We start from the raw sequence: 13,497 nt of genomic DNA on the forward strand, positions 1-13,497 counted from the left end.
AAAATAATAGTAAAAACAATAGGGGAAAAACACTTCCAAAATAAAAATGTTTTTTTATTAATTTAAAATATAAAAAGAAATCGCCCAGACAAGACTTCTCTTGTAGAGCGATTTCCAACTAAATAACCAACCAAAAAAATTTATATCGTCTAGTGCGATTTGTTTTATTTTGTAAGCTTCATAAAATCAGCTTTTTTTAATCTTTTCTTATTATTCTGAGATGGTTTTCCATCCTTCGAACTCTTAAATTGAAGATATCCTCTACCAACAAATTCGTAAATTGTACCAGATGCATGATGTAATAGTTCTATCTTACTATCATTTATAACGGTCAACTCGAAATATTCATTGCCCAAATAATCGTAATCAAGTGTTAAATTTTTCATATAGAAATTATTAGGCACATCATTTACCTGATAATATCCATCATAATCGTAGTATATATCATTGATATTAGATACATTAACATCTTCTGAGCTTCTAAAATTATCACCCGATCCATAGTATAGAAATTGTAAATAATTTTCGTTATCAAACTCATTTAGAGCTCCAAAATCACTAGTATACACTTTTTCCCAGGTCACATACTCGTGCAAGAAATAATGTATATTATCATAAAACACTTTGTCATAATCAAAAGTGTTTCTTTGATATCCTATTAAGTAATAACTAGTATTGGTAACATTATCGTATAATCTAATTTCATTATTACCAAACTGAGTAACATTAAGGCTATAAGTTCCATCGATATCATGACTAATATCAACTTCCATTCTAAACGTATTGTAATATCCTACATCTAATCCAAAGCCATTCCCGTTATTACCAATTCCTACTAAATTATTATTGGCATAAAATGTTCCATTTTTAAAAGAAACTGTAAACGCTTTCTGAAGAAAAGGAATTTCTCCATTACCTTGAGTTCGTTCTATATCTACATACCATATTTCATAGGTACTTAATAATTCATTTAGAGTAATCGCTGGTTCTTCTATAAATACATCTTCTTCAACCACTACTTCTGCTACACAGGAAGTTAAAAAGATTGAACCTAAGATAAAAGCCGAAAGTAATTTTAAAGTCTTCATAAGCTATGTGTTTTTCATTTTTATCTGCTCTTTTTATTGTTTTTCAATTGTCAGATAAGATTCGCCATAGAACATTTAGTTTTGTACAAACATATTGTAATGGCTCATTTCATAATCTAGAAACCAAAACGTGTGCCAAAATTATATTTAATTGATTATCAGTTGTTTATTTTGAATTGTATTTTCCTTATTTTTGAGCTCACAATCATTTTACATGGATAAAGAATTAAAATTTGCTGTGATTGGTGGTGGTAGTTGGGCTACTGCGATCGTAAAAATGCTTACCGAAAATCTAAATGAAGTAGGTTGGTATATGCGAAGTGCTTATGCATTAGAGCACTTAAAAAGACAACAACATAATCCGAATTATTTAAGCTCTGTAGAGTTTAAGATGGATCAACTCATTCTGACTAATGATATTAATGAAGCAGTTACATATGCAGATTATCTAATTTTTGCAATTCCATCTGCTTTTTTACATACTGAATTACAAAAACTTACCGCATCCTTAGAAGATAAAGTTATTTTCTCTGCGATTAAAGGGATTGTTCCAGAAACAGGTCTAATCGTTGGAGAGCATTTTCATGATGTATACAAAATTCCTTTTGATAATATTGGGGTAATTACTGGTCCTTGTCATGCAGAAGAAGTTGCTTTAGAACGTCTTTCATACTTAACCATAGCATCTAATGATGAGGCCAAAGCTAAAATCGTAGCTAAAAACTTAAGTAGTGAATATATAAAATGTAAGGTTAGTGATGATATCATTGGTACCGAGTATGCTGCAGTTCTAAAAAATATCTACTCCGTAGCAGCAGGGATTGCTCATGGATTGGGATATGGAGATAATTTCCAGAGTGTTTTAATGAGCAATGCCATTCGAGAAATGAAACGTTTTATTAAAAAGATTCATAAAATGAAACGTAATATCAATGATTCAGCTTACTTAGGAGATCTACTGGTAACTGGATATTCTATTTTTTCACGTAATCGTATGTTCGGTAATATGATTGGTAAAGGCTATACCGTGAAAAGTGCTCAAATGGAAATGAATATGGTTGCAGAGGGATATTATGCTGCCAAAACTGCTTATGAGCTGGATGCTACTAGTAGTACTCGCACTCCAATAATAGACGCAGTACATGATATCCTATATGAAAACAAAAATCCAAAAAAAGTATTTAAAAAATTGACTGATAAATTAGATTAATGGGCAACCAAAACGATACTAACAAAACACAACCTAATAACCCGCTACACGGGATGAAGTTGTTAAACATATTAGAATTACTGGTAGATCATTATGGATGGGAAAAATTAGCTAACAAAATTCCTATTAATTGTTTTAAAAATGATCCATCCATTAAATCTAGTCTTAAGTTTTTAAGAAAGACGCAATGGGCACGAGATAAAGTTGAACGTCTTTATCTAGAATTAGACCGTAAGAATTAATAAGATCGAAAACACCGTTTCTCCATAGCTATAGAAATTTAACAAATATGGATAAGAAACTCTAATCTTCTTGTTAGTATTTATTTCTTTGTAACTTTATACTTATGAAAGAACTTATCGAAAAATTTTATACTGGATTAAGCGAGGGCAATGCAGAGAAGATGATTTCCTGCTACCATGAAGACGTTATTTTCGAAGATCCCGGTTTTGGAAAACTAAAAGGTGAAAGAGCCAAGAAAATGTGGCAGATGCTTTGTAAAAACGGAAAAGACTTAAAAGTAGAATTCTCTAAGATAGAAGCAAATGATCAAAAAGGATCTGCGCATTGGGAAGCATGGTATAGTTTTAGTCAAACGGGAAGATCTGTTCATAATAGTATCGATGCAAAATTCGAGTTTAAAGATGGCAAAATAATAAAACACACGGATCATTTTAACTTACATCGATGGGCTTCTCAAGCTATTGGTTGGAAAGGTAAATTACTTGGAGGCACTAATTTCTTTAAGAAAAAGTTACATCAACAAACAAATAAACTTCTGGATAAGTTTCAAGCATCTTAATAAATGACAACCTTACAACTTCCTGCTCCAATAGTATCAGTAGATTGGCTATCCAAAAATTTAGAGCATCCTGATTTAATTATCCTTGATGCTAGCATTAAAAAAGTTACTTCATCTAAGGAAATAGTAAATCAAGATCTTCAGATTCCTGGCGCTAGGTTTTTTGATATTAAAAAATCCTTTTCTGATCAAGATTCTTTATTACCAAATATGCTCCCATCCAAAGACATTTTTGAAAAAAACTGTAGAGAACTAGGTGTCAATGTTGATTCTAAAATCGTAATATATGACACTATTGGAATATATTCGAGTCCAAGGGCTTGGTGGATGTTTACTGTTATGGGGCATACCGCTGTAGCGGTATTAGATGGTGGTTATCCTGAATGGATGAAAAATAAATTACCTACTGAAAATAAGGAAACTACAGGTATTTATCCACTAGGAAACATAAAAATAAACGATCGTTCCAAATGTACTGTTGATGCTCAAAATATTCTATTTGAAATGAACAATACAAATTCAATTATATTAGATGCTCGCTCTTATGGTAGATATAAAGGTATAGATCCAGAGCCACGAACTGATCTAACCGGAGGACACATTCCTAACTCATTAAGTTTGCCTTATACTCGAGTTTTGCATAATACAAAAATGCTATCAACAGAAAAGCTCATCGCTATATTTTTGGATTTTGATATTGAAAATAAAAAACTGATCTTTAGCTGCGGTTCAGGCATTACAGCCTGCATTATCTTACTGGCTGCCAAACTTGCTGGATATACCAACTTATTTATTTATGATGGCTCCTGGAGTGAATGGGGTCAATTAGATGGTGTCCCCATCGAATGTTAACCTTAGAACACAACCCTAATCTGTAGATATGCGATATTTTTTATTATTAACACTTTCTGTTTTATACTGTTTACCAAGTAATGCACAATCAAAGAAATTCGGTTTACAGGATTTTTATACCTACAATTCTGAATTAGAATATACCGTTGATTCCATTTATCAGACGCTTTCAGTAAAACAAAGAGTTGCTCAAATGATTATATCCTCTGCCGGCGAATTAGGAAAGCCAATGAGCACAGTAAAAAAGTTAACAGAAAATGATGCCATCGGTGGTGTTGTTTTCTTAAAGGGAAGCAAAAAAACACATACGGAAAGTATACATACATTAAACCAAATCTCTTCTAAAAACGGAACTCTTCCATTACTATTTAGCATGGATGCTGAACCTAGTTTATTCGCAAGTCGTATTAAAGGAGCTAAAGACGTAGGAAAAACAATTGATATCAAAACTGAAGAACAATCTGATGCTGTAGTGAATACTATTAATACAGAACTTAGGGAAATTGGAGTACATCATAATTACGCACCCGTTTTAGACATAAGTGCCAGTAATGAAGCTATTAAATCCAGAAGTTATGGAAGTGATAAAGATGCAGTAATCACTTTAGCCAATCAATTTATAAAATGTACGCAAGCAGGCGGTGTTATAGCAACCGCAAAACATTTTCCTGGCCATGGTTTGGTAAAAGGAGATACGCATAAACAAAGTGTTTATATAGATGGTCCATTACAAGAAGTAGATAATTATAAAAAGATTATTGAAGATGGGGTATTATCCATTATGATTGCACACATAACCATCCAAAATAACAAGAAATATGGAACTGATGGATTGCCATCTAGTTGTTCTAGAAAAATTATTACTGGTTTGCTTAAAGAAGAAATGGGATTTAAAGGAATTATAATTTCTGATGCTTTAAATATTATGAAAGCTGTTACTATTCTTGATAATGCACCTTTATTGGCTTCTAAAGCGGGTTGTGATCTAATTTTAATGCCTCAAAACGAAAATGCTACCATAAATGCAATTCTTTCTGAAATGAAAACAAATCCTGCCTATAAAAAACAAGTTGTTCAATCCGTTAAGAAGATACTTCGTTTAAAGGTTTGTGGAGGGGTTATTTAAACAAATACAAACTACTTTCAGAAAATTCTAAATATTATAAAATTGACCAACTGTTTAAATTGTGAAACAAGTTATAAAGGAAACTTTTGCCCTGAATGCGGACAAAAAAGTACCGTAGAAAAAATCACCTTTTCTTTTCTAGTTAATGATTTCGTATCTAGATTTATGGATATAGATAAGGGAATGTTATTTAACCTCAAATATTTAACTACATCTCCTAAAAAAACAGTTTTTGATTACATTTATGGAAAACGAAAAAATGTTTTTAATCCTGTAAGTTATGCCTTGATCGCAACCTCTCTAAATTTAATAATAATTTCTTTATTTGAAATGCATTGGGTAGACACCACCAAATTTGAAAATTTTGAAGGAGAATTATATTCTAATAGTTATGAGGCAGGTAAATTTATTGGAACTTATATAAAATTCTTTTGGTTACTTAACATTGTATTTCTTAGTTTATTTTCCAGATTATTTTTCAAAACATTTAGTTTTTTAGAACACCTTGCTATTAACTGCTTTATAGTAGGGCATGCAACTTTACTTGGTATACTATCTTATACTATTTTAAGATTTCCTATAGTTTTTGATCCTATTGTATTCATATATATCATATTGCTTAGTTTTATGATTTTCCAAAAAAAAGGAGAGAGATTCGAGACAATAGTTGCTTCTATTTTTTCTGTATTTTTTTCTTATCTACTTTTCTACATTATTCCTTTTAGTATCGTATTTCTAACTAAATAGATGATTTACGAAATCATAAAGTTTAAAAAATGCTTAAATTAGATCAAAAGTCATACTACATGAATAAAAATGTATATACAATTCTTCTTATAGTTTTTGTGCTCTTTTTCGGGTGTTCATCAGACAACACTTCTTCCTTAGAAATTATTGAAGAAGAAGATCAAACTGAAGAAGTTAAAACATTCTCTTTTTTAGCATTAGGAGACTCTTATACATTTGGGGAAGGAGTTACAGAAGATCAGACGTGGCCATTCCAACTAAAGGATGCTTTTGCTACACCTTCTAAAAAAATTGATGATGTAAAAATTTTTGCTACAACTGGGTGGACTACAACAAACCTTATAGCGGCTATGGAAGAAAGTAGCCTACAAAGTCGTGATTTGGTTTCTCTAATGATTGGCGTAAATAATCAATTTCAAAGAGTGGATTTTGCAACATTCGAATTAGAGTTTGATGAACTTTTAAGTAAAGCAATAGTACTTGCCAACAACAATAAAGATCACGTAATTGTTATTTCTATACCTGATTATGGAGTAACACCTTTTGGTTCTAATAATAGTGAAATAATTGCATCAGAAATTGACAGCTATAATGCTTACATAAAACAAAAGTGTCTAGAGCAACAAATTGCGTTTATTGATGTTACTCCAATCTCCAGAGAACTCGGAGACTCAGAAGGAGCTTTGGTTGAAGATGATTTACATCCAAGTCCGTTTCAATATAGTTTATGGGTAGAAAAAATAGTACCAGTTGTTAAAGAAATACTTGAATAAAATCAATCAGCCTTTATTAATTTTATTTCCAAATCATTCTGTTTCAATAATAATGTATCTTCGCTTAATTTGTAATTCATACTAAGATCTATAGGTTCAGAATTATTTACTTCATGATATAATTTAGTTAGCCTAGATCTTTCTTCTTTGATTTCTTTACCCTCTTTGATTTTTGAAGTATCTATTTTTCTTTTAACAAAATTACTTAAAGATCTAGAATAATGCTTTGCTTTAAGATTGAAGGTGTTTGTTTCTTCATCTATATCTTTTACTTTACCCCTATACATCTTCCCCATCGTATCTATGACTACAATACGATCATTTAGCTCAAAATAAACTTTATCAATTTTATGAGTAAAAATTGAACTTTCAACTTTCCATACTCCATAAAAGTGATTCTTCTTCATAAAGTTTTCTTTCAATTTGAAAAGAGCGAAAAACATTCCAAAAAGCATAATTGGTATTACCATAAATTTAAACCAATGTACTTTTTCTAATTTTCTTGGTAAACTTTCTTTATATGAATTAGTATTTAATTCTTCTTTTAGAAAATAAGCTTTAAATGCTTTCCAATCACTTAACAAAAGGAACAACCCCATTACCGTTAATAAAATTGCCATCGGAGTAGCAGCGTCTATTTCATAGAAAACATCGACCATAACTATATTTACCATGAAAGATAAAAGTAACACTGATCCCATTCTTACTGTTTTCCTAAAAAGCAAAAGAAATGCAGCGATTATTTGCGCTAAAGCTATTAGTATCCCATATGTTTTAGAAAACCCATAAAAATACCAAGTAAGCATAAATCCATTTAAACTATTCACAGTTCGTTCTCCAATACTAAGGTCTGAAGAAAATTGAGTCCCTAATATTTTTGCGGATGCATACGAAAACATCATTAATGCAATAAAATATCGACATATTAGTCTTAAAACGTAAAATAAAACAGATCTATTAATTTTCAATTTATTCTTTTTTAAAAATTAGTTATACTACTATAAATGTGTCATAAATAGATTAAATGTTACCTCAAATAATCATATAACCTCAAACAATTTACCTGGTAATGGTCGTATTACTCCTTTTAACTCAAGGTTAAGCAAAACTGAGGCAACTTTAAACGTAGGAATTCCGCACTGTAATGCAATCACATCGAGCAATTTTTTTCCATTTTTGCTAAGAAAATCGTAAATCTTCTTCTCATCTCCATCTAACTCCACAAAAAGCTGCTTTTGCACAATAGGCTGTTCTTTTTCATTTAATTCCCAATTGAGCATATAAATCAAATCCGCCGCACTGGTTAACATATGTGCTCTTTGTGTTTTGATAAGCATATTACAACCTGTACTGAGTGAATCGCTGGCTCTTCCCGGTACGGCAAACACGTCTCTGTTATAAGAATTTGCAATTTCTGCCGTCACTAAAGAACCTCCTTTATCGGCACTTTCAATAACTATAGTTGCCTCACTTAATCCAGCGATAATACGATTACGTCCTAAAAAATTCTTTCGATCAAAAGTATCAGTACTCCAAAAGTCTGTAAAGAACCCTCCATTTTCTTCAATCTGAGACATATACTTTTTATGTGTCTTAGGGTATATTTGGTTTAATCCATGAGCAAGGCATCCAACGGTTTGTAAATTATGTTTTACAGCAGTTCTTTGAGCAGTGATATCTACACCATAAGCAAAACCTGATACTATTACAGGATTTAAAGGAACGACCGTTTCAATCAGCTCTTCGCAAAACTTTACTCCATAACTAGTAACTTTTCTTGTCCCAACAATACTAAGCATTTTCCTGTTTTTTAAGTCAATGTTTCCTTTACTAAACAAAACCACAGGACCATCTATACAATATTTCAATTTTTCGGGATAATCAATTTCGTCGTATATGGTATAATTGATTTTGTTATCCTCCACGAATTTCAATTCATTCTCCGCAGCAATCCGATGTTTTGCACTATGTATTTCTTTAATTCTTGTAGTTCCTATACCATCAATTTTTAACAAATTGGTGGTTTTTTCGCTTAAAACTGCTTCCGCAGAGCCAACTTCTCTGATCAATTTTTTAATTGAACTATCTCCTAAATTGGGCACTTTCTTTAAGGTAAGTAATGCAATTAATTTTTCTTTAGTCATAAACTATTATAAGTCAGCACAAGTAACGAAAAAAAACAAAACTGTTAATAAAATCAATGAATCTACTTAGTATTAGACCCTATTTTTTTTACCTTTGATTAACTAACAACCAACTAATTCTTCAAGTTAAACTAACCAAAGATTTATTAAATCTTAAAAAAAGTAGTTTAAACTGAAAATATTGAATAAGATTTTAAGACAGGGGACGATGAATCATACAGCAAAATACATAAGTGAGTTATTATATAGATACGAATGCGTTATCTTACCAGGGTTTGGTGCTTTTTTAACAAAGCGTCAGCCAGCTATGATTCAAGAATCCACTCATGCTTTTTTTCCTCCTCAAAAAATAATTTCTTTTAATAGTCAATTACAAAACAATGATGGTTTATTAGCTAATTATATAGCTACTGCCGAAAATATATCGTATACAGATGCCGTTGCAAAAATTCAGCGTTATGTTTTGTCACTCCGTAATAAGATGGCAAACGGCAAAAGACTTGAATTAGATGGAATTGGTTCTTTTTACACTTCTGTGGAAGACACCTTACAGTTTGAACCTTCTCAGGACACAAATTATTTAACTGAAGCTTTTGGGTTAAACTCTTTTATATCACCATCAATTCTCAGGGAAGAAAAGAACATTACTCCACAAACAGTATTGCCGCAAGTAACTCGAGAAACCTATAAAGAACAGGTTGAAGCAATTGAAGAAATTACACCGATCGCATTTACTCCTGAAAGAAGAAGAGAACGTCCTTATTTAAAATATGCAGCTGTTGCGGCTATTGGGCTTATCATTGGATCTTTAGGTTTACATCAAGTTAACACTCAGACTAATTTAGCAAATGGACGTATATTAGTAAAAGCTGAAGAAGAAATTCAAAACAGAATCCAAGAAGCTACTTTCGATATTACAAGTCCTCTACCTGCCATCAATCTTAACATTATTAAAACTGATGCAGTTACTGAAGAGATCTCAGAAAACACAAATATTGAAGTTGTAAATGCTTCTGGAAAATACCATATTGTAGCTGGAGCTTTTAGAATCAAAAGAAATGCTAATAAAAAAGTTCAAAAGCTAAAGTCAAAAGGATTTGATGCACGTTTGATTGGTATTAACAAATATGGATTACATCAAGTTGTCTATAACACCTTTGAAGATAGACTAGAAGCACTAGAAGCATTACAAAAAATCAAAAAACAACAAGATCGTCGTGCTTGGTTGTTAATTCAAAAATAATATCAATTGTTTTTTAATTGATTTTCATAATCAATAGTCTTTATCTATTACTTTCAACATTAAATCTTGATATTTAAGTGGCTATCCCTTTGTTTTTCACAAAAGCGTTGACTATTTGTTAATTGATCAAAGGTTACTGAACATCAGTTTTCTGCCCTAGCATACCCATTAGTTGGTCTTACCTGATTATCTTTGCCCAAAATTACCAAAATTCATGGAAGCCAGATACCCTTCAGAATCTAGAACTGTATTAACTGATCTTGTTTTACCGGGAGAAACCAATCCTCTTAATAATCTTTTCGGAGGAGAATTATTAGCTCGTATGGATCGTGCAGCTGGTATCGCAGCTGGAAGACACTCTAGAAGAATTGTAGTAACTGCTTCGGTAAATCATGTAGCATTTAGCAAAGCAATTCCTTTAGGAAGTGTTGTAACTGTAGAGGCAAAGGTTTCTCGCGCATTTAAATCGTCTATGGAGGTTGTAATAGATGTTTGGATAGAAGACCGCCAAACTGGAGATAAAACGAAAGCAAACGAAGCCATATACACCTTTGTTGCTGTTAACGAAAGTGGATCACCAGTTTCTGTTCCTTCGATCAAACCAGAAACTGAATTGGAACAACAACGATACGACGCTGCACTGCGCCGTAAACAACTTAGTTTAGTATTAGCAGGTAAAATGAAACCTGATGATGCTACCGAACTGAAAGCACTATTTACTTAAATTATTTAAAGAAATCCAGCTCCTAATGCAATTGAGATTAGGATTAACATAATGGCCACTACTATTTGAAGAAACTTTAAGGTTACTTTTTTCAATAATTTGTTACCAAGAAAAGCTCCTACTATGGCCGATACTGTAGCACAAGCGACTAATAGAAGGTTTTCTTCAATACCGGATTCAGATACATTTGTAGCATATACACTAAGCCTTGTAAAGTCCACAAAAGTAGAAACAACAACTGCCGTTCCTATAAATGCTTCTTTAGAAAGCCCTGCTTTTATGAGAAATGCTGTTCTCAATGCTCCCTGATTTCCCGAGAGTCCTCCAAAAAACCCACTTAAAACTCCTCCTAAAGGAAGTTTTTCTTTACCAAATTTCAAGTTTGAGAAGTATGGGATCAAATCCATACTAGCAAAGATTATTAGTAAAATTGATATTATAAATTTTACAGGATATACTTCAAACGCTTTATCAAACAGTCTATACTTAAAAAGTGGTTGTATATCCGGAATATGTATCAATAACCAAGCTCCAACAAAAGCGGCAATCACAGCTGGAATTCCAAATCTTAATAAAACTCCCTTATTAGCATTTTTCCCTACTAGAAATAACTTAAAAACATTATTAAAAAAATGCACGATACCTGTTAATGCTATTGCTATTTCCACAGGAAAGAAAATCATTAATACTGGTGTTAGGATGGTTCCTAAACCAAATCCGGAAAAAAAGGTAAGTATCGAGAGTAAAAATGCTACAACCGAAATAATAGCTATTTCCATGTTACTATCACATTTTAAAAATCCATGCTTGAGGATTTAATTTTTTAGTGTCTTTAAAAATTAAGAATTTCATAATTGCACGACCGGTAGTTGGATTTACACGCACTTCTCCAATACTTTGCTTTGTTAAAAGTTTTTGACCTTCTTTTACAGAGATATTCTCCAAGTTATAATACACAGTAATGTAGTTACCATGTCTAACATGAACCAATCTACCTGCACCTTTTAACTTTTGAATTGCCATTACTTCACCTTCAAAAATTGCTCTTGCTTTCTCTCCTGGCCTTGTTTCTAACTCTACTCCACTACTGTTAATCTGAATATTAGGCAAAGTAGGATGGGGTTGACGACCATACTTCCTCGTTAATTTTCCTGTACCAACGGGCCACGGAAATTTTCCTTTATTAGAAGTAAAATTATCCGCTAATTTCTTGTCTTCGGGTGTTAATGCAAAAGTTGTAGCAGACCCTTTTTTAGAAGCCTTTTTTCCTGCTTTCTTATTTGCTTTAGCAATAGCTTCACGAATTAACTTTTGAATAGCTTTATCCAATGCGCTTGCTTGCTCTTGTTTTTTCTTTATCTCTTTTTTATACGTACCTTCCTTTTTACGTATAGAAGCCATCAATGACTGTTGCTGTTGTTTTTCCTCTTTAAGTCGTTCCTGAGCATCTCGATTTTCTTCTACTAATAATTGTTTGTTTTTTTTTCGCTCTAATAAGCCTTTGTTTAATGTTTGAAGTTCATCAGTACGACTTTGTATTTGATCTGCTTGCTCTTTACGATGCTCATTATACTGCTTCATATACTGCAATCGCTTATAAGCCTGCGTAAAATTAGTAGAAGAAAGCAAAAACATAATCTTACTTTGCTGAGATTTACTTTTATAAGATTTCACAATCATTTTTGCATAATCTTCTTTTAAAGCTTTTAACTCATCGCGATACGATTCCATCTTCTTAAGATTGTTATTAATCTCTCTGGTCAATAAATTCGCTTGCTGATTTGTAATTTTAATGAGATTTTGTCTCGTACTTATCTTAGAACTTAATGTTTCTACTTCATCCAACACAGAACGTTCTTTGAGCTTTGTATCTGCTAGCAACACTCTCATTTGTTCAATTTGCTCTTTAAGACGACGACGTTGCTCTTCCAACTGTTGTTGCTTAGTACTTTGAGAAAAAGAAGGAATACTCATTAGAAGCATTCCGAAGATATATATAAACTGTTTTAACCTCATTCTATAGTCACTTGCTCGTATCCTGATGGTATTTTAAACGGAAAACTTACCTTAGCATTGTAATCAACACTACGATATTCTATCATAATGGAAGTTTTTGCTACTCCCTCTGTAGCTAGAATACTAATTTCCTTAGGGAAATCCTGATTTCCCACCTTTTGATAGCTACCATAATTAATAACAAGATTTCGGTTCTCTAAAGGTTGTTTCAACTGCTGAGAAAACATCTTAAAATTGTCTGGATTGAGTACAAATAATCGTTCAAATAATTCTAATTCCTTTTTAGGCTGAAGTTTATATTTTTGATTTTCTACAGAAGAAGTATACTTATCATCTCTTAAATTAAATAAAGCCTGACCTAACAGTAATTGCTGTACTTTATTATAATCCAAATCAGTTCCTAACCAATTACTTAATAGTATAAAATCACCTTCAAAATAAGTATTATTGATCTTTTCATAATAACTTACTTTATCTGGTGTTATCAGTGCTTTCGCCAATGTTATCCCCAAAACCTTTGCACTAACCCATATTTTTTTATCCTTTTCAAGGCGGATAGTAACATTAGGGCTAAATGATTGTTTACCGTCATCATATCTCACTTTTATCTTAGCGTTTATAGTCGTAAAATTAAAAGCTTTATTATAGTGATTGGATATGATTTTTTCCGTTTTTAATTTTTTGATATTTGACCCTGCAATAGCTTTGGCTCCCTTACACGACTGAAGCATTACTAATAAAAAACACAACAGATAAAATATTCTATTCATTC

Annotated in this window: 15 protein-coding genes; 9 read left to right on the forward strand and 6 right to left on the reverse strand. The window is 31.9% G+C overall.

The window, feature by feature from the left end; all coding sequences use genetic code 11:
• Nucleotides 1-164: 164 nt before the first annotated feature.
• Nucleotides 165-1,088, reverse strand: coding sequence for a nicotinic acid mononucleotide adenyltransferase (locus BMY33_RS05050; protein ID WP_091406345.1), 924 nt, complete (start codon nt 1,086-1,088; stop codon nt 165-167).
• Nucleotides 1,089-1,302: 214 nt separating this feature from the next.
• Between BMY33_RS05050 and BMY33_RS05055 the strand changes: the two genes are divergently transcribed.
• The 7 genes from BMY33_RS05055 (at nt 1,303) to BMY33_RS05085 (ending at nt 6,598) form a co-directional block, all read left to right on the forward strand.
• Nucleotides 1,303-2,298 (forward strand): NAD(P)H-dependent glycerol-3-phosphate dehydrogenase, encoded by a 996-nt coding sequence (locus BMY33_RS05055; RefSeq protein WP_091406346.1) that lies wholly within the window; start codon nt 1,303-1,305, stop codon nt 2,296-2,298.
• Complete coding sequence (locus BMY33_RS05060) at nt 2,298-2,540, forward strand: VF530 family protein (RefSeq protein WP_091406348.1); 243 nt, start codon at nt 2,298-2,300, stop codon at nt 2,538-2,540. The genes BMY33_RS05055 and BMY33_RS05060 overlap by 1 nt, the downstream gene beginning before the upstream one ends.
• A gap of 104 nt (nt 2,541-2,644) precedes the next feature.
• On the forward strand, nt 2,645-3,100 hold the full coding sequence (locus BMY33_RS05065) for a nuclear transport factor 2 family protein (RefSeq protein ID WP_091406349.1): 456 nt from the start codon (nt 2,645-2,647) through the stop codon (nt 3,098-3,100).
• Nucleotides 3,101-3,103: 3 nt separating this feature from the next.
• Complete coding sequence (locus BMY33_RS05070) at nt 3,104-3,952, forward strand: sulfurtransferase (protein WP_091406351.1); 849 nt, start codon at nt 3,104-3,106, stop codon at nt 3,950-3,952.
• A gap of 28 nt (nt 3,953-3,980) precedes the next feature.
• Nucleotides 3,981-5,078, forward strand: a complete 1,098-nt coding sequence (locus tag BMY33_RS05075; protein ID WP_091406353.1) for a glycoside hydrolase family 3 N-terminal domain-containing protein — start codon at nt 3,981-3,983, stop codon at nt 5,076-5,078.
• A gap of 42 nt (nt 5,079-5,120) precedes the next feature.
• Entirely contained in the window at nt 5,121-5,825 is a 705-nt protein-coding gene (locus BMY33_RS05080) for a DUF3667 domain-containing protein (protein WP_091406355.1), read from the forward strand.
• A 59-nt stretch (nt 5,826-5,884) separates the two neighbouring features.
• Nucleotides 5,885-6,598, forward strand: a complete 714-nt coding sequence (locus BMY33_RS05085) for an SGNH/GDSL hydrolase family protein (RefSeq protein ID WP_170837007.1) — start codon at nt 5,885-5,887, stop codon at nt 6,596-6,598.
• A 2-nt stretch (nt 6,599-6,600) separates the two neighbouring features.
• On the opposite strand, the gene BMY33_RS05090 is transcribed toward BMY33_RS05085, so the two are convergent.
• Nucleotides 6,601-7,566, reverse strand: a complete 966-nt coding sequence (locus BMY33_RS05090) for a hypothetical protein (protein WP_139195589.1) — start codon at nt 7,564-7,566, stop codon at nt 6,601-6,603.
• Between the two features lie 72 nt (nt 7,567-7,638).
• Nucleotides 7,639-8,742 carry a DNA-processing protein DprA gene (gene dprA / locus BMY33_RS05095; RefSeq protein WP_091406359.1) on the reverse strand — a complete coding sequence of 368 codons (1,104 nt, stop codon included), beginning with the start codon at nt 8,740-8,742 and terminating at the stop codon, nt 7,639-7,641.
• A gap of 208 nt (nt 8,743-8,950) precedes the next feature.
• Between dprA and BMY33_RS05100 the strand changes: the two genes are divergently transcribed.
• Both BMY33_RS05100 and BMY33_RS05105 read left to right on the forward strand, forming a co-directional pair.
• A complete protein-coding gene (locus BMY33_RS05100; RefSeq protein WP_091406361.1) occupies nt 8,951-9,985 on the forward strand; it encodes an HU domain-containing protein in 1,035 nt (344 codons plus the stop codon).
• 214 nt (nt 9,986-10,199) lie between these two features.
• Entirely contained in the window at nt 10,200-10,709 is a 510-nt protein-coding gene (locus BMY33_RS05105; protein WP_091406362.1) for an acyl-CoA thioesterase, read from the forward strand.
• Nucleotides 10,710-10,714: 5 nt separating this feature from the next.
• Here BMY33_RS05105 and BMY33_RS05110 read toward each other — a convergent pair whose 3' ends face one another.
• From BMY33_RS05110 to lolB1, 3 genes are read right to left on the reverse strand one after another with little or no spacing between them, the layout of a single operon-like run.
• Nucleotides 10,715-11,488: a sulfite exporter TauE/SafE family protein gene (locus tag BMY33_RS05110; protein ID WP_091406364.1), complete on the reverse strand. Its 774-nt coding sequence runs from the start codon at nt 11,486-11,488 to the stop codon at nt 10,715-10,717.
• 7 nt (nt 11,489-11,495) lie between these two features.
• A complete protein-coding gene (locus BMY33_RS05115) occupies nt 11,496-12,725 on the reverse strand; it encodes a murein hydrolase activator EnvC family protein (RefSeq protein ID WP_091406366.1) in 1,230 nt (409 codons plus the stop codon).
• On the reverse strand, nt 12,722-13,495 hold the full coding sequence (gene lolB1, locus BMY33_RS05120; protein ID WP_244542981.1) for a lipoprotein insertase outer membrane protein LolB1: 774 nt from the start codon (nt 13,493-13,495) through the stop codon (nt 12,722-12,724). Before lolB1 ends, BMY33_RS05115 begins: the two co-directional genes overlap by 4 nt.
• Between the last annotated feature and the right edge of the window lie 2 nt (nt 13,496-13,497).

The organism is Aquimarina amphilecti (assembly GCF_900109375.1).
Lineage (GTDB): Bacteria > Bacteroidota > Bacteroidia > Flavobacteriales > Flavobacteriaceae > Aquimarina > Aquimarina amphilecti.